Annotated in this window: 17 protein-coding genes; 3 read left to right on the top strand and 14 right to left on the bottom strand. The window is 39.9% G+C overall.

The features are described 5' to 3' along the window. Positions 1–11 precede the first annotated feature (11 nt). From J576_RS00445 to xerA, 5 genes are all read right to left on the bottom strand, one after another. Positions 12–971, bottom strand: coding sequence for an MBL fold metallo-hydrolase (locus J576_RS00445; protein ID WP_002048514.1), 960 nt, complete (start codon positions 969–971; stop codon positions 12–14). Between the two features lie 90 nt (positions 972–1,061). Further along, positions 1,062–1,904: a helix-turn-helix domain-containing protein gene (locus J576_RS00440; protein WP_002048551.1), complete on the bottom strand. Its 843-nt coding sequence runs from the start codon at positions 1,902–1,904 to the stop codon at positions 1,062–1,064. A gap of 78 nt (positions 1,905–1,982) precedes the next feature. Then, complete coding sequence (locus J576_RS00435; protein WP_002048542.1) at positions 1,983–2,915, bottom strand: electron transfer flavoprotein subunit alpha/FixB family protein; 933 nt, start codon at positions 2,913–2,915, stop codon at positions 1,983–1,985. A gap of 17 nt (positions 2,916–2,932) precedes the next feature. After that, positions 2,933–3,682, bottom strand: a complete 750-nt coding sequence (locus tag J576_RS00430) for an electron transfer flavoprotein subunit beta/FixA family protein (protein WP_000646180.1) — start codon at positions 3,680–3,682, stop codon at positions 2,933–2,935. 465 nt (positions 3,683–4,147) lie between these two features. Continuing rightward, on the bottom strand, positions 4,148–5,035 hold the full coding sequence (gene xerA, locus J576_RS00425; RefSeq protein WP_081400872.1) for a site-specific tyrosine recombinase/integron integrase: 888 nt from the start codon (positions 5,033–5,035) through the stop codon (positions 4,148–4,150). Between the two features lie 162 nt (positions 5,036–5,197). On the opposite strand from xerA, the gene J576_RS00420 reads away from it, so the two are divergent. Then, positions 5,198–5,821 (top strand): LysE family translocator, encoded by a 624-nt coding sequence (locus tag J576_RS00420; RefSeq protein ID WP_002048581.1) that lies wholly within the window; start codon positions 5,198–5,200, stop codon positions 5,819–5,821. An 87-nt stretch (positions 5,822–5,908) separates the two neighbouring features. On the opposite strand, the gene dapF is transcribed toward J576_RS00420, so the two are convergent. The 5 genes from dapF to J576_RS00395 form a co-directional block, all read right to left on the bottom strand. Next, on the bottom strand, positions 5,909–6,754 hold the full coding sequence (gene dapF, locus J576_RS00415) for a diaminopimelate epimerase (RefSeq protein ID WP_002048521.1): 846 nt from the start codon (positions 6,752–6,754) through the stop codon (positions 5,909–5,911). A 5-nt stretch (positions 6,755–6,759) separates the two neighbouring features. Beyond that, complete coding sequence (gene lysA / locus J576_RS00410) at positions 6,760–8,010, bottom strand: diaminopimelate decarboxylase (RefSeq protein ID WP_002048559.1); 1,251 nt, start codon at positions 8,008–8,010, stop codon at positions 6,760–6,762. A gap of 22 nt (positions 8,011–8,032) precedes the next feature. Then, positions 8,033–8,257: an LPS translocon maturation chaperone LptM gene (lptM, locus tag J576_RS00405; RefSeq protein ID WP_002048546.1), complete on the bottom strand. Its 225-nt coding sequence runs from the start codon at positions 8,255–8,257 to the stop codon at positions 8,033–8,035. A gap of 140 nt (positions 8,258–8,397) precedes the next feature. Continuing rightward, a complete protein-coding gene (locus J576_RS00400; protein WP_031951058.1) occupies positions 8,398–9,804 on the bottom strand; it encodes an amino acid permease in 1,407 nt (468 codons plus the stop codon). A gap of 300 nt (positions 9,805–10,104) precedes the next feature. Beyond that, on the bottom strand, positions 10,105–11,523 hold the full coding sequence (locus tag J576_RS00395) for an amino acid permease (RefSeq protein WP_002048578.1): 1,419 nt from the start codon (positions 11,521–11,523) through the stop codon (positions 10,105–10,107). Between the two features lie 175 nt (positions 11,524–11,698). On the opposite strand from J576_RS00395, the gene radA reads away from it, so the two are divergent. Beyond that, complete coding sequence (gene radA, locus J576_RS00390) at positions 11,699–13,087, top strand: DNA repair protein RadA (RefSeq protein ID WP_033855446.1); 1,389 nt, start codon at positions 11,699–11,701, stop codon at positions 13,085–13,087. A gap of 82 nt (positions 13,088–13,169) precedes the next feature. Further along, positions 13,170–14,156: a Tim44 domain-containing protein gene (locus tag J576_RS00385; RefSeq protein WP_002048497.1), complete on the top strand. Its 987-nt coding sequence runs from the start codon at positions 13,170–13,172 to the stop codon at positions 14,154–14,156. 57 nt (positions 14,157–14,213) lie between these two features. Here the strand turns inward: J576_RS00385 and epmA are convergent, their stop codons facing one another. The 4 genes from epmA to fdhD all read right to left on the bottom strand — a co-directional run bounded on the left by epmA (position 14,214) and on the right by fdhD (position 17,659). Next, positions 14,214–15,188, bottom strand: coding sequence for an EF-P lysine aminoacylase EpmA (epmA, locus tag J576_RS00380; RefSeq protein ID WP_002048522.1), 975 nt, complete (start codon positions 15,186–15,188; stop codon positions 14,214–14,216). Then, on the bottom strand, positions 15,185–16,252 hold the full coding sequence (locus J576_RS00375; RefSeq protein ID WP_002048606.1) for a 4-phosphoerythronate dehydrogenase: 1,068 nt from the start codon (positions 16,250–16,252) through the stop codon (positions 15,185–15,187). Before J576_RS00375 ends, epmA begins: the two co-directional genes overlap by 4 nt. A 103-nt stretch (positions 16,253–16,355) precedes the next feature. Continuing rightward, the gene (locus J576_RS00370) at positions 16,356–16,748 is read right to left on the bottom strand and encodes a YkvA family protein (protein WP_002048592.1); all 393 of its coding nucleotides are present in this window, start codon (positions 16,746–16,748) and stop codon (positions 16,356–16,358) included. 119 nt (positions 16,749–16,867) lie between these two features. Beyond that, positions 16,868–17,659: a formate dehydrogenase accessory sulfurtransferase FdhD gene (gene fdhD, locus J576_RS00365; RefSeq protein WP_002048604.1), complete on the bottom strand. Its 792-nt coding sequence runs from the start codon at positions 17,657–17,659 to the stop codon at positions 16,868–16,870. Positions 17,660–17,701: the final 42 nt, after the last annotated feature.

Below are 17,701 nucleotides of genomic sequence, written 5' to 3'. Positions count from 1 at the left end.
TTTTTGAAGAATCAATTTACAGGGCGATATTGAGCCGGTATCCATTGGTATCCTGTTGAGCTTTTACCAATGTGTCCAATGCCAGGAAAAGCGATATGTGCTGCCCCTATCCACCAATGGTTTTTATAGGCTTGCTCAAAGATATCTTTACGGACAGATATGGCTAGTTTCGAGTCAGTATCGGGCTTATAGCTTGCTTCAGGATAAGGAAACTGTACCGCACCGTAGTGCACAACATCACCTAGACCTAAGAACTTTTGTCCGTTTTGTCCATCTACTAAGTATGAAGAATGACCTTCCGTATGACCATGAGTCACGATGAGTTGAACATTCGGTACATTAAAAGAGGATTTGGTAAACGCAACTAACTGCCCTGCCTTTTGGTATGGCTGTAATGCATCACGCGTCATTTTAAATATTGGTTTAAAAAAATCAGTGGCTTTTGCTTCATTAACAGGCGATGTCCAAAAATCTACATCTTCTTTAGCTAGATAAACTTTCGCATTTGGATAAGCCATTTTGCCATCGAGTGTAATACCGCATAAGTGATCGGGATGGGCATGTGTAATTAAAATCGTATCTATTTGTTCAGGCTGTACGCCTGCTTTCTTCAAGTTTTCACGTACATGACCTAAAGTTGGGCCAAAACATTTTGCAGTCCCTGCATCAATCAAAATATTTTGCGTAGGCGTTTGCACAAGATAGGCAGAGAAATCCGTGACAATCTGATTATGCTCGTCTACAGGAACAAAGTTTTCTGCAAACAGTCGATTGGCTTTTTCAGCAGAAATACCCAGTAAATCAGTACGAGGCAGTCCCAGTTCCCCATCAAACAATGCCGTTACTTTAAGGTTTCCTATTGGTTGTAAAAAATAACCATCAACCTGATGCACGGTTGGGTTTTGTTCTGCATGTATAACTGTACTGGCACTCAGCGGTAATAATATCGCAAGTGATTTTAATGATTTCATCATAGAGTCCTTAGTATTTTCATACTTTAACTCTATTGGTTTTTATCTATTTAAATCGCTCAATAAGCGATAAGAAACGCTCATATTAACTTATTCTGCAGCTAGAACAGCTGGATCTATCCCATAACGCTCTACAAAGCGATCACGAAAAATAGCAACAGACTGATATCCAGATTTTGCTGCAATCGTTTTCATCGGTAGTTTTTTCGAATACAACAACTCAAGTGCATAACTAAGACGTGCATGCATAATCGTTTCTCTTAAAGTTGTATCTTCATGGTTAAGTTTGCGGCGAAGTGTTGCACTACTCAAACCTAAACGCATTTCAAACTCACTAGACTGCCAATGGTGCTGTGGATTCTCTATCACCCAATCGTGAATGATTTTTGTCAATTTAGGTGGCGGTACAATTAGCACATCTGAGAAGTGCTGTTGACATAACTGTACAAGTATAGCGGTAATACATAAACGCGCTTTCACCACATCATGACTAAATAAAGCGGTTTGCCACTCGGTTAAAGAGGTAGCGAAATCATCAATTGAAAACTTTAATATTGCGTCGGTTCTGTCTACAACTGGCTTTGCCCAAATCATTTGTGCAGCTTGAATAACTTCATCACACATAGGCACAAGAATAGTGAGGTATTCACCCGTTATAGGGTCAGGCAAATTAACTGCATCGATAACCGTATCGGGTTTTATAATGTATAGATCACCGGCATTAAAATTGAATTGTTTTTTTTGAAGATTTAATTGTTGTTGCCCATATAAAATAAATCCCATGTGCAACTGGTTAACTTTAATATTGGCTAGCCCATGCTGATTTTTAGATCGAATACATAAATAATCTCGTGCCATATCTGCCCGTGCCAATCTCACCAATGATTGGTGCAATTGATGGGCCTCTATGGAAGCAGAATAGTTAATATTCATAATAATGATCGAAATAAAAAAACGCCCTTGGCTAGTTATAGCACAAGGGCGTTTTTCGAATAAGTATTAAGCTGTAAATTACAACTTGCTTACCAACTCTGGTACTACAGCATTTAAATCACCAACTAACCAGTAGTCAGCAACGCTGTTGATTGGCGCTTCTTCGTCTTTGTTGATTGCAACAATAACTTTAGAATCTTTCATACCAGCCAAGTGCTGAATCGCACCAGAAATACCTACAGCAATGTAAAGCTCAGGTGCAACGATTTTACCAGTTTGACCAACTTGGAAATCGTTAGGTACGAAGCCTGCATCAACTGCTGCACGTGAAGCACCTTGTGCTGCACCAAGCTTGTCAGCTAATGGATCAAGTACTTTGTGGTAGTTCTCACCAGAACCTACACCACGACCACCAGATACAACAATACGAGCAGCGGTTAATTCTGGACGATCAAGTTTAACGATTTCTTCAGATACGAATTTAGAAATGCCAGCGTCTTTTACTTCGCCAACAGTCTCAATCGCAGCCGAACCACCTTCCGCAGCAACTGGATCAAATGCTGTACCACGAACAGTACCAACAATGATTGCTTCGTCAGATTGAACAGTTGCAATCGCGTTACCAGCGTAGATTGGACGCTTGAATGTGTTCGCAGATTCAACAGAAATAATGTCTGTGATCATGCTTACATCAAGAAGCGCAGCAACACGTGGAAGAATGTTCTTACCAGTCGTTGTAGAAGCAGCTAAAACGTATTTGTAACCTTTAGCCAAGTCAGCAACTAAGCCAGCTACGTTTTCAGCTAATTGGTTTGCATAAGCAGCGTTGTCAGCAAATAATACTTTGCTTACACCAGCAACTTTAGCAGCAGCGTCAGCAACTGCTTGAGCGCCTGAACCAGCAACTAATACAGTAATATCACCACCGATTTTTTGAGCTGCAGCAACAACGTTTAAAGTAGCACCGTTAAGTGTCTGGTTGTTGTGATCAGCGATAACTAAAATACTCATGATTTTATCCTTCCGTATTAGATCACTTTCGCTTCATTTTTCAATTTTTCAACAAGCTCATCTACAGATTTCACTTGTACGCCAGCTTTACGTTCTGCTGGAGCTTCAACTTTAACAGTTTTAAGCTTAGTACCAGCTGTAACACCGTAATCAGCAGGAGATTTAGTATCAAGCGGTTTTTTACGAGCTTTCATAATGTTAGGCAATGCAGCATAACGTGGCTCGTTTAAACGCAAGTCAGTTGTAATAATTGCAGGAAGCGCAAGTTCAACAGTTTGTAAACCACCGTCGATTTCACGAGTCACTTGTACTTTACCGCCATCCACTTTCACTTCAGAAGCAAACGTACCTTGACCAGCACCTAATAATGCGCCAAGCATTTGACCTACTTGGTTAGAGTCATCATCAATTGCTTGCTTACCAAGAAGGATAAGTTCTGGTTTCTCAGCATCAACAACACCTTTTAAGATTTTAGCAACTTCTAGAGCGCCAATTTCGTCAGTAGTTTCAACTAAAATACCGCGGTCTGCACCCAAAGCCATTGCAGAACGGATTTGTTCTTGAGCTTCTTTAGGACCAATAGAAACAACAACGATTTCTGATACTGTTCCTTTTTCTTTTAAGCGAACCGCTTCTTCCACTGCGATTTCACAAAATGGGTTAATTGACATTTTAACGTTGGTAAGGTCAACCCCACTATTGTCCGGCTTAACACGAACTTTAACGTTGGCATCAACCACACGTTTTACAGCAACAAGAGCCTTCATGTAATCCTCGGCTGTTCTAGCAAAAGTAAATGTTGAGAAAAGTATATTAACTCTTCAATTCAAATTTTTTAGGTACCCTATCTTGCAATGTGTTTGGCATTTCGGTCAAGTCACAATTTTCTGGAACAGTACAAAAAAAATGAAATCATCAGTTCATAAAAAAAAATTCACACCTGACTCGTACTTATTTTATTCTTTTTAAAGTCTATTTTATACATTGATTTTTATTATCTTTTTATCTTATTTACCTTATTAGTCAGAAACATAAACGCCTTATAAATGAATCAAATTTTATCGTTTTTAGGCCATATATGCCGACAAAATGTGCAAAGTTCAAAATGGTCAATTGGGTAATTTCACATATTTCTTTTAAACAAATTTGTAAAAAAGTACAAATGATCTCTACATTCATCTTATTCAATGCAATCAAAGTTGCTTATTGATGGATAATTTATCTTAAATGACTTAATGCTTGGTCGCTCGCGGATGGGCCTGATCGTACACTTGAGCCAAATGATCAAAATCGATATGCGTATAAATTTGGGTAGTCGATAAGTTGCTATGGCCTAACATTTCCTGGACTGAACGCAAATCACCACTACTTGATAACATATGGCTAGCAAAACAATGTCGAAGTAAATGCGGATGTAAGTCGACATTTACACCTGCTCGTTGTGCCTGAAGTTTTACACGTTTCTCGATTTGCCGTGGAGTGAGCACACCACCACGCTGTGAAATAAATACAAAAGCATTTTGGTCAAACTGCCCTTTCCAGATTTTATAAACTTTAAGCCAGTTCAATAGACTTTCTTTTGCCTTTTTCCCAAATGGGACAATACGGGTTTTATTTCCTTTACCCGTAATACGAACAAGATGACGATTAAAATCGATATCTTTAATTGTGAGGCCTTGTAGTTCAGCGAGTCGTAAACCACTTGAGTAAAGTAGTTCCAACATGGCTTTATCTCGCAACCATAATTGCTGATCAATTGGTTTTTCCGGCATAGGTTGATCTAAAATTTGATTAACCGTTTCTATATCAATCATGCCCGGTAAAGGTCTAGGCTGACGTTTCAATTTAAAATCGTCAGTAGGATTAATTTCTAGGTATTTGCCCTGTTCAGCCCACTTCATAAACTGGCGTATAGAAGTGAGATGACGCTGCATGCTACTTGCGCTTAACTGGTCTTGCTCAACACGCTGAGCCAGATATTCACGTAAATCTGAAGCTTCAACATTTTTTAAATCAATTTTTTTTAAGTCACAGAATTCAAGAAAGCTTTTCACATCTCGCTCATAAGCCGTGATTGTATGCTCAGACTGGTTCTGAATTTTTCTTTCTTTTAACCACATTGAGAGCAGTTGTAATGCAAAATCCAAATTGCTCTCCATTATTTGCCCATTTTTTTGAGTGTACCAAAAACTATTTGATCATGAAAATTTCATATCGCACAGCATAATGAATCTAACTTATATATTACAATTTATACCAAGTATTCATTGGACCTTGCTGCCATGACCACCATACTCATTCCTTATTTAATTGCCATTACGTTACTTACGCTTACTCCTGGCTTAGATACAACCTTAATTATTCGCACTGCCACACTTGAAGGTAAATCTAAAGCATTTCAAGCAGCTCTTGGAATTAGTCTTGGCTGTATTGCTTGGGGAGTTATCGTGGCCTGCGGTTTAGGTGCCCTGCTCATGGCATCTGACTTAGCTTTTAATCTATTGAAATGGATGGGTGCAGCTTATTTAGCATGGCTGGGTTTAAATATGATTTTAAAACCACGTAGCCAACTTGCAGACATACAAGAAAATAATCCAAATCGCTCTACATCAGAGAATTGGTTTGTTAAAGGTTTCTTTGGCAATTTACTCAATCCCAAAGTTGGTATTTTTTATATTTCATTTCTTCCACAATTCATTCCAGCCCAAGCATCTGCTATCACTTGGGTGATGGGACTTGTAATGATTCATGTCGTGATTGGCGTATTATGGTCAAGTCTATTAATTATGGCTATGCAACCACTTTCACGTTATTTAAAACAACCTAAATTTGTGAAATATATGGACCGAATTACAGGCAGTATTTTTGTTCTGTTCGCATTGAAATTAGCTTTAAGTAAAAGATAATAAAATTAAAAAATTATTGTACATATAAAAGAAAGCCTCTTTTATCACTTTAACTGATGAAAAGAGGCTTCTATTTAGGCTACGCGATTAACCTTGAAAATAACGTAAATCCAAACGCCCATCATATACATGGGTTGTTGGACCAGTCATCCACACCACATCACCTTCTTGCCATTCAATTTGCAACTTACCACCAGCAAGTTCAACTTCAACTGAGTTCGCAAGCAAACCACGGCGCATACCACTTACCGCAGCAGCACATGCCCCTGTACCACAAGCTAAAGTTTCACCAACACCACGTTCAAATACACGTAAGCGAACATGTTTTTCATCAATTACTTGCATAAAGCCGGCATTAACACGCTCAGGGAAACGTTTATGTGATTCAACTTGTGGACCAATACCTGCTACATCAGCAGTGAGTACGTCTGGAACAATAGTGACTGCATGAGGATTCCCCATGTTGACTACGTCAATACTAATGTTTTGGTCATTTGCCAACTCAAGCGTATATAAGGCTTCTGGCTCTTCCGCAACAAATGGAATTTCATTTGGTAGAAACTTTGGGTAGCCCATATTTACGCGTACCCAACCATTTTGCCCAAGCTCAGGCTTAACAATACCTGCTTTGGTTTGTACCGTAATGTTGGTTTTATTGGTTAAATGACGTTCATGTACAAAACGAGCGAAGCAACGTACGCCATTACCACATTGTTCAACCTCAGAACCATCTGCGTTGAAAATACGGTATTTAAAGTCAGCTTCTGGTACATCTGGTGGTTCAACAATTAAAAGCTGGTCAAAGCCAACACCAAAGTGTCGATCTGCCAAACGTTGAATGGTTGCTGTATCTAAATAAGCTCTTTGGCTAATTAGGTCAACCACCATGAAATCATTGCCCAAACCATGCATTTTGGTAAATTCTAATAACATCTCATTTACTCCTCAGGCAATAAACGTTCTTTTTCCCAAAGCGACTCAACCGTTTCACGTTCACGAATTAAATAGCTGTTTTCACCTGATACCATGACTTCTGCAGCACGGCCACGCGTGTTGTAATTTGAACTCATCACAAAACCATAAGCCCCTGCACCGAGTACAGCCAACAAGTCATTTTCTTGTAATGCAAGTGAGCGGTCTTTACCAATAAAGTCACCTGTTTCACAAATTGCACCAACGAGGTCCCATACTTTTTCTTCAGTATCGGTACGTGGTACAACAGGCTGAATATCCATCCAAGCTTCATATAAAGCAGGACGGATTAAATCATTCATTGCTGCATCAATAATAGCGAAGTTACGATGTGTAGTTGGTTTAAGCAAATCAACTTTAGTTAAAAGTACGCCCGCATTTGCACTGATGCTACGGCCCGGCTCCATATAAACCTTAAGACCTAACTTTTCTAAAGCAGGTTTCATAGAGTTTGCATATTCTTCAACACTTGGCGGTGTCTCATCTTTATAACAAACCCCTAAACCACCACCGATATCGATATGTTTAAGATTGATGCCTAGTTTCTTCAACTCATCAATCATCACAATGACACGGTCTAAAGCATCAACAAATGGTTTAGTTTCAGTGAGCTGTGAACCAATGTGACAGTCAATACCTACAATTTCAAGGTTAGGTAAAGAAGCTGCGTATTGATAAGTTTCATAAACAGCATCACTTGGAATACCAAATTTATTTTCTTTTAAACCAGTTGAAATATAAGGATGTGTTTTTGCATCGACATCAGGATTTACACGCAAAGAAATAGGCGCTTTTTTACCTAAGCGAGCAGCTACTTTTTGAATGCGGTCTAGCTCTGCATAAGACTCAACATTAAAACAAGCAATACCTACATTGAGTGAGGTTTCAATATCGACTTCAGTTTTACCTAAACCTGAAAATACGATTTTAGAAGCATTCCCACCGGCTTTTAAAACACGAGCCAGCTCACCACCAGAGACAATATCAAAACCCGCACCAAGTTTTGCCAAGACACTAAGAACAGCCAAGTTTGAGTTAGACTTCACCGCAAAACAGATTTGATGATCAATAAAGTCAAAGGCACGGTCCATATCTAAATAATGTTTTTCAAAAGCTGTTTTTGAATAAACATATAACGGTGTGCCAAATTGCTGCGCAAGCTGCTCTAGAGAACATTGCTCTGCATGCAATACTCCATTAATGCGGGTGAAACTCATGAATGTGTCCTTATTTCAAAGCTTAAGGTGAAGTTGTTTGGGTTGGAGCTGATGATGACTCGACTGGCTGTTCAGCCTTTTCATCTTTTTGCACAACTTGTTTTGATTCTTTATTACGATAGAGCAAGTATTTTGCACGGTGGTCATAATTTGGATCAGAAGGTAGCTGTAATGCTCCTGACTGACCGCAAGCTGTAAGCAAAATACTGCTGCTCAATAAACTGATGAGGCAAATGACACGAAGCATCTGAGCACCTGATTTAAACAATTCGATGCAGTATACCGTGATCATGCAAGCGGCTAAAGAGTAAACTTGAATAGAAAAACAATATGCATAAAAAACGCCAGCTTTTCAGCTGGCGTTTAGTCATAAGTAAATCAATTTCATTACTTTTTATGACGTGGTTTATAGAAGAAGAAATAACCAATGATCAGGATAATAAACCAGATTGGGCTGACTTTCAGTGCTTTAAAAGTATCTGGCTCTAAAGACAGCACATAAATCATGCCAACAAAGAAAATAATCGTGATCCAACAGGTAAATAGGCCGCCCGGCAATTTAAATGTTGATTTGGCATGCAGTTCAGGGCGTGTCGTGTAGTAACGGATATAACTCCAGATAATTAGTAACCACACGCAAATGAACAAAATAGTTGAAAGCGTTGTTGCAAGAGTGAATGCTTCAACTGTATTTGGTACAAAATACTGTAATGCCGCACCTAACAATAAACATGCAGCAGAAAAATACAATGCATTTGCAGGTACTGCACGTCTGTTCAATTTACCAAAAGCTTTTGGACCTTGATCTTCACGAGATAAACCAAACAACATACGGCTTGTTGAGAATACACCGCTGTTCATCGAAGACATAACTGATGACAATACTACTAAGTTCATCAAGATCGCTGCTGCCGCAATACCAGCTTGGCTAAACAAGTTTACAAATGGGCTGATCGCCGGATCAATTCTATTCCACGGAGTTACCGACATCACAATAAGCAATGCCAAGACGTAGAAAATAATGATACGAACTGGAATTGAGTTAATCGCTTTAGGTAAGTTGCGCTCAGGATCTTTGGTTTCAGCAGCTGTTGTTCCAACAAGTTCTACACCCACGAAAGCAAAGATCGCGATCTGGAAGCCAGCCAAGAAGCCATGCACCCCTGTTGGGAAGAAACCGCCATTTGCCCATAAATGAGTAAATGAAGCCACCTCGCCCGTACTAGAAGTAAAGCCAGTAAAGATCATCCATAGACCCACTGCAATTAAAATAATAATCGCAAGAATCTTAATAAGTGCAAACCAGAACTCTAATTCACCAAATAGGCGTACAGTTAACAGGTTCAAACCCATAATAAATACAATAGCAGCCACACTAATCATTGCCCCTTCAACTGGTGAGAAAGGCTGGCCGTTATTGAAAAATTGTAAGTAATAGATAATTGCAGACAGATCGGCGATACCAATCGTGATCCAGCACAACCAATAGGTCCATCCCACAAAATAACCTGCCCATGGGCCAATTAAATCTGTGGTGAAATCAATAAATGATTTATAGGTTAAATTTGACAGGAGTAATTCGCCAAGCGCACGCATGACAAAAAACACCATTACACCAATAATCAAATAAATGAATAAGATAGATGGGCCGGCAAGACTAATTGTTTTACCTGACCCCATGAATAAACCAGTACCAATGGCACCACCAATTGCAATCAGCTGTAAATGCCGATTGGAAAGACTACGATGGAGCTCACCTTGTTCATGAGGATCACTCAGATTTTGATTCGACATTTTATGAATACACTCCAGTAATTTTTTTAGTCCGTTAGCTAAATTCAAATCAAAAAGACGATATCGCACCATTTGCAGGTATCTTTTAAATGTATATTTTTTGACAACTTTTCAGCTAACCAATTTTTGTCTGTATGGCTGATAATTTCAAGATACATACAATTAAATCCGATAATACGCACAAGAACATAGCAATACAACGCACCTTCCAGTCTAAAATTAAGACTTGAACCACTTTGATTTTTCAATTAAAAAAGGCAATCAGATCGATTGCCTTTTTATATTTTGCTTCTAAGTTATTTATTCTTGGGCAAAATTACGTTTTATTTTTGACTTATAAAAACCAAAGTAACCAATTGCAAGAACGAGGAACCAAATTGGACTGACCATAAGCGACTTAGCTGTGTCTGCTTCAAGGCTTAAAATCGCAATCGTAAATAAGAAGAAAACAATAACGACATAACTCATCGCTACCCCACCCGGCATTTTAAAGTTCGATTTTTCATGCAGTTCAGGAGATAACTTACGGTAGCGGATATAACACACCAAAATCAAAATCCATACCGTTAAAAATAAAATGGTGCATAACGTTGTTGCCAAGGTAAATGCTTCAATCGTATTGGGCACAAAATATTGTAATAAAGCACCACCCATAATACAGGCACAGGAAAAAATTAAACCATTTGCTGGAACTGCACTTTTAGTCAACTGACCTAATGTTTCAGGTGCCTGACCATCACGCGATAAGCCATACATCATTCGGCTAGTTGAAAAAATACCACTATTCATCGATGACATGACCGATGACAACACCACTAGGTTCATAATAATTGCAGCTGTTGGAATACCTGCCATTAAGAATAGTTCAACGAATGGACTACGGTCTGCTTTTACCTGATCCCAAGGCGTTACAGACATCACCACCATTAATGCCAATACATAGAATAAAATGACGCGAATCGGAATTGCGTTAATTGCTTTAGGCAAATGTTTATGAGGGTCTTTAGTTTCAGCAGCTGTGGTTCCGACCAGTTCTACACCAATAAAAGCAAAGATCGCAATCTGGAAGCCGGCAAGGAAACCATTTACCCCATGAGGAAACATACCGCCATGATTCCAAATATTAGAAATAGCCGCAACAGAGCCAGATGGTGATTGGAACTTGGTCACTACCATATAGATGCCGGCAAGAACTAAAGCAATAATGGCAACAATTTTAATAATCGCAAACCAAAATTCGACTTCGCCAAATAAACGAACCGTCAATAAATTTAAAATCAATAGAAAGAGAACACAGCCTGCACTAATCATTGCCTGTTCTATTGGGCTAAAACTAACTCCATTGGGGAGCCAAAAGCTCAGATAGCTCGTCACCGCAGTTAAATCTGCCATACCTACGAGCACCCAACTTACCCAGTAGGTCCACCCGACATAAAAACCAGCCCAAGGCCCAATCAGGTCATAAGCCATATCGACAAACGACTTATAATTTAGGTTTGAAAGTAAAACCTCTCCCAAAGCACGCATAAGAAAGAAAATCATGGTGCCAATAATTAAATAGATAAATAAAATTGATGGCCCCGCCAATGAAATAGTTTTGCCCGACCCCATAAACAGGCCTGTTCCAATGGCCCCTCCAATAGCGATCAATTGTAAATGGCGATTGGTCAGCTTTCGCTGTAAGTCGCCAGCATGATCATGATGCTGAAGATTAGACATAGGTAAATATCCTAAAAATTTCCCACCTTAGCTAAAGCAAAATACATTCCAATATTTTTGGACAACGCGTGAAAAATAGACCTTTGAAAAATGATCGGGTTCTGCCTACGTTCAGGGTGTCGTTTTGCTATACTCTGTTTTTACTGATTATGAAGTTAACAAACCGAAGTCGAATATGAACAAAGTCAAAACTGTTTACCGTTGCGAACAATGTGGTGCGGATCATCCTAAATGGGCTGGTCAATGTTCAGAGTGTGGTGAATGGAATTCTCTGACTGAAGTTAAACTCGAACCTACTACAGCCCATCGCGCTCGTCCTAAAATTGGGGGCTACGCAGGCCAAGTTGCCAATATAACAACACTAAATAAAGTCTCAGTTTCTCATGAAACCCGCTTACCTACAGGTATTAGCGAGTTTGACCGCGTACTTGGTGGTGGCTTGGTCACAGGCTCAGTAGTCCTGATTGGTGGTGACCCGGGTATTGGTAAATCGACCATTCTTTTACAAACAGCAACCCACATGGCAAGTGCAAAAAGTTCTGCACTTTATATTACGGGTGAAGAATCATTGTCTCAGGTGGCCTTGCGTGCACAGCGCCTTGACTTGCCTACAGACCAGTTAAAAGTCATGTCTGAAACCTGTGTCGAACGCATTTGTGAAGTTTTAGAGCAAGAACGTCCTGTAGTAGCAATTTTGGACTCGATTCAAACGCTTTACACAGAAACGCTTCAATCTGCACCTGGTGGGGTTTCACAAATTCGTGAATCTGCTGCGTTATTAACCCGCTATGCAAAAAATAGTGGCACGGCATTATTTATTGTTGGTCACGTGACCAAAGAAGGTGCACTGGCAGGCCCACGTGTTTTAGAACATATGGTGGACTGTGTGCTTTATTTTGAAGGCCAATCAGACTCACGCTATCGTATGATTCGTGCGGTGAAAAACCGTTTTGGTGCAGTCAATGAACTTGGTGTATTTGGCATGACCGATAAGGGCTTACGTGAAGTGGCTAACCCTTCTGCTATTTTCTTAAGTCGTTATGACGAAGCCATTCCCGGTTCAATTGTCATGATTAGCCGTGAAGGAACTCGCCCACTCTTAGTTGAAGTTCAAGCTTTAGTTGATGATGCTCAAGGACAACCTAGACGTGTCGCTCTTGGTCTTGAACAAAACCGTTTAAACATGTTGCTTGCTGTAATGCACCGTCATGGTGGTGTACAAACTACAGGGCAAGACGTTTATGTCAACATTGTCGGTGGTTTAAAAATTACTGAAACAGGTTCTGACTTGGCTGTTTTACTGGCGTGTGCATCAAGTTTACGTACCAAGGCATTGCCTCAGCAACTTGCAGTTTTTGGTGAAGTTGGTCTTTCAGGTGAAATCCGACCTGTACCGAATGGACAAGAACGCTTAAAAGAAGCAGCAAAACATGGCTTTAAATATGTCATTTTACCTAGAGGCAACGCACCACAAAAAGCGATTCCGGGAGTACAAGTAATTGCTGTGGCGCGCTTACATGAAGCCCTTACCGAAGCGATGCAGCTCAGCGATGAATTGACATAAAAAAACATATTTTTATAGTTGAAATTTAGTGTAAATGACTGCATAAATACAATTACAAATTAATTTTAAACAGGAATTTCCTATGGAAGTACACCAGCGCGGCTTGATAACCGGTATTTTAATGGCTGCTTTGGCAATTTCTCCTCTTGCTGAAGCAAAACGTGCAGGTGGTGGTAAAAGCCACGGCATGGCACGCTCTACCACTTCAAGCCAGTCATATCAACAACCTCGTCAAGTGACTCCAGTTCAACAACCTGCTACAGCACCTCAAAGATCTGGTCCGGGTGTTGGTTCAATGGTTGCAGCTGGTGTAGCTGGTGCTGCCGTAGGTGCTGTTGCAGCACATGCTTTAGCTGATGACAAACCAACATCAACTGAACAACGTGTAACCCAGCCAGATAACGAGCAACAAGCGGTTCAAGCTCAACAGCAACAAGAGAAGAAAGGTGGTATCCCAGGCTGGTTATGGGTATTACTTGCTGCTGCTGTTGCCTTTTTTGTATTCCGCAAATTGGGCGGGAAAAAAAAATTAGCAGCAAATAATCCTTACGCTCCAAACAGCAACGGTCAAAACACATTTGGCCGTTCAGCTGCACCAACTAACTCAAACGACAATACCAATATTTTTGGTCAGTCTGTTGGTGGTGGTACAGCAACTCAAGCACCGTTTGGTGGTGCAACAACAAGTAATGGCAACCAGTTACCAGATGGTAGTGAACCTGCTTCTTTCTTACGTGTTGCCCGTCAGCGTTTTAACCACATTCAGTCAATCAACAGTGCAAGTAACATCGAAGAAATTCGTCGCTACTTAACACCTGAACTTTATAACTCTATGTATAACGACATCATGGAGAATCAAGATCAGGACGTTGCTGAGTTTAGTAACTTAAATGCAATGGTTGTAGACAGTGCGACTGAAAATGGTCAATACATTGTGAGCGTACGCTTCACAGGTACAGTAAGTGAAGATTTAAATAGCTTGCCACAGCCATTTACAGAAATCTGGCACTTTGTAAAACCTGTTGGCTCTCAGCAAGACTGGGTGGTTGCAGGTATTCAACAAGCTTAATTTAAATAAGCTCCAAATAAAAAAGCCACAATATGTGGCTTTTTTATTTGCTCGCACTCAGGCAATTTCGGCTGGAAATGCGATGACTTTTTCAATTTTAAGTTGTTCGGTTGCAACCATGAGTAATCGGTCTATGCCTAAAGCAATTCCTGAACATTCTGGCATATGAGGCAAAGCTGCTAACAAATACTCATCTAATGGCACAACATGAAGCCCTTGCTTAGCCCGTTCTGCATTGTCTGCTTCAAAGCGTGAACGTAACACGTCTGCATCAAGCAATTCATCGTAAGCATTGGCAAGTTCCAGACCTTCGATATAAACCTCAAAACGCGCTGCGACCTCTTCCCCATCTTCATCTACTTTCACTTTTGCCAAAGACGCCATTTCTGGCGGAAAGTCAGTTAAAAAGACAGGTGCATCAAAACCTAAACTTGGCTCAACAAAATGAGAAAACAACAAGTCCATATAAGCTAAGCGGTCATCACCTAAATCAAGATTTAAACCAACACGATTTGCAGTATCTTTGAGTTGCTTTAAAGTTGCTTGTAACGGGTTAATATCTAAACGGTCCTGAAAGGCATGCTTATAACTTAAAATAAATGGACGAACTTCGCCAAAACGATGCTGTAAACAGGTTTGCAATAAATCGGCTGTTTCATGCATTAATGCTTTTAAGTCTAAACCCGGACGATACCATTCGAGCATGGTAAATTCACTGTTGTGTTTACGCCCGTGTTCATCGTCACGAAAAACCTTGCATATTTGATAAATCGGTCCGCTACCACTTGCTAGCAAACGTTTCATGGCAAACTCCGGAGAAGTCTGTAAATACTGAGTCTGCAATTTACCATTGATATGACGTAAAGTCTGAACCGAGGCTAAATGTACATCGGTAACGCCTGCTTGTGAAACTACGGGTGTTTCAACTTCCATGACCCCACGTTCTGCAAAGAACTGACGGATTTGGGTATAAAGCTTGGCACGAGCCTTTAAAGCATCAATTGAACACGTAGGTTGATAACTTAAACTCATGCTTGCGGACCCCCGTGTGCTGCCCATTCACGACGCAGCGGATAATTCTTACGTAATAAATCAAATGCTTTTTGCTCTACTTTGCCGTCTTTAACACAGGCACGAATATTGGCATCATCTTGAGCAATATCATAAATATGAGATATTTTTTGCTTTAACACTGCTTTTAAGTCATGTCCTGAAAAATAATCTTCGCATGCAGGCAACTGCGTTTCGAAACGCTTATTAATGTCGTAGCCAAATTTTTGGCAAAACGCTTCATAAATCATTTGTGTACCACGAGCTTTTCCTTCCAAGCTATAACCTGCAATATGTGGTGTCGCCAAAGCCAACATATTTAAAAGCTCATCTGATATCACTGGCTCATGTTCAAATACATCAAGTACAACTTTACGTTTGGTACGTTGAATGTCTTCGATTAAAGCAGTTTCTTTCACAACCGGACCACGAGCGCTATTAATTAAAATTGTATCTGGTTGAAGCGCTGCAAAAGTTTCTTCGTTGAATAGATGATATGTCGCATGTTCACCGTTTTTGGTAAGCGGCACATGAATTGAAATAGCATTGGCTTGTTGTAATAGGGCTTTAAAGTTCACATTTTCAATTGAATCTAACTGTACATATGGGTCAAAGCCAATTACGTTCCAGCCAAGCAACCGAGCCATATAAGCTAAACGTTTCCCCACGTTTCCAAGCCCCACAATGCCTAGCGTAAATTTTTCTTGTTGTTCTAAAAGGCTACCATCTAAATGAAGTAAAGCGGTAATCACATATTCAGCAACTGCCTGTGCATTACAACCTGCGGCATTGGCCCATGTAATATTATGTTTTTCTAGGGCTTGAATATCTAAATGATCGGTCCCGATTGTGGCACTGCCCACATATTTTAGGGCGGTATTTTGAATTAAACTTTCATTTACTGCGGTGACTGAACGAACCAATAAAGCTTCAACATCTTGTACGTCTGTATGCGTTAAAGTGCGCCCTGCTTTGTGTTGAATATCGCCAAATTCTGAAAAAAAGTAATCGGTAAACGCCAAATTTTCATCTGCGACGATTTTCATGGTCTGCAACCCATAGTTTATAAAAACGTTATTATCCTTTGAGTTGTAGCAAAGCACAATGTTAAGGGTATTAAATTCGCACAGGTTTTAAGACTCGGTTCAACTACAAACCACCACCAAAATAAAAGTAAGCCATCACGGCAAGAGTGAGCCAAATTAAAATAATCAGTACAGCAACCAAATAATTTCGTGGCCCTTTCTCATGTTCATCTAACCATTCTTTGGCTTGTTGTTCTGCATCTAAAATGACTTGTTGAGGCGTAAAACGAAGCGCTAGCCAAATGAGTATCGGTAAAATGATAGCATCATCAATAAAGCCTAAAATAGGAATAAAATCTGGAATTAAGTCGATAGGACTAAATGCATAAGCCACAGCCACGACCGCAATCACTTTGGGTAACCACGGCATTTGAGGATGCCTTGAGGCAAACCAAAGCATAATAATTTGTTTTTTTAGACGTTTTGCCCATTCTTTTAGTGATTGTAACCAAGACATTTGGTCAGTCTCTGAACCTTTTGAGTTTTATAATAATCTATAAAATCTATCCATAGCTTAAAAGCAACAGAGATGTTAGATGAGCTTCGTTTTAAGCCCATCATATTGAACGATATATTTTAAATTTCTGTATATAAAACAAACCGGTCTCCCCTACAAAAACTTGCCAATGTCAGGCCAGATTGTTTGGCTAACTGAATGGCCATACTGGTCGGTGCAGAAATTGAAGCAAGCAAGCTAATATTCAACTGGGCACATTTTCGTATCAGTTCATAACTTGCCCGACTGGTCATCACCACAAAACCTAAACTGGTGTCGTAGTTTTCTTGCGCTATATAACCAATTAATTTGTCTAAAGCATTATGGCGGCCGACATCTTCAAATAACGCCACAATTTGACCATCAACTACCCACGCTGCGGCATGTGCCCCACCTGTTAAAGCGGTAATTTCTTGCTGGGCTTTTAAATGGGAAATGGCAGTCGGAATTTGCTCAAGCCATATTTTTGATGCATGCGTTGTAATTTGGGGAACATCTAACTGAAACTGCTCCAAACTTTCAATGCCACATAAACCACAGCCTGTACGACCAACCATCATGCGACGATGCTCTTTTAATGCAGCAAATGCTCTCGATGAAATGGTCATTTCAACCATAATGCCCAACTCATTTTGATGCACATCAAGGACATATAGCTCTTTTAAACTGGTCAAAATGCCTTCCGAGAGACTAAAACCTTTGGCAAATAATTCGACATCGGTCGGTGTTGCCATCATCACCGCATGTGAAATACCGTTATATACCAAGGCAATTGGATACTCTTGCACAATATGATCTAAAACATTTTCAGATTCGGTTTTGTTAAACCGCTGTACTTGTAATGTTTCAACCCCATAAGCATGTGGTGTCAAAATTATTTCCTTTATTTCAAGAATGGCGCTTGTTTAGAGCGC

It is taken from the genome of Acinetobacter sp. 766875, assembly GCF_000582055.1.
GTDB lineage: Bacteria > Pseudomonadota > Gammaproteobacteria > Pseudomonadales > Moraxellaceae > Acinetobacter > Acinetobacter nosocomialis.
Note: the sequence above shows the minus strand (reverse complement) of the source record. Positions and strands in the feature narration are given on the sequence as shown.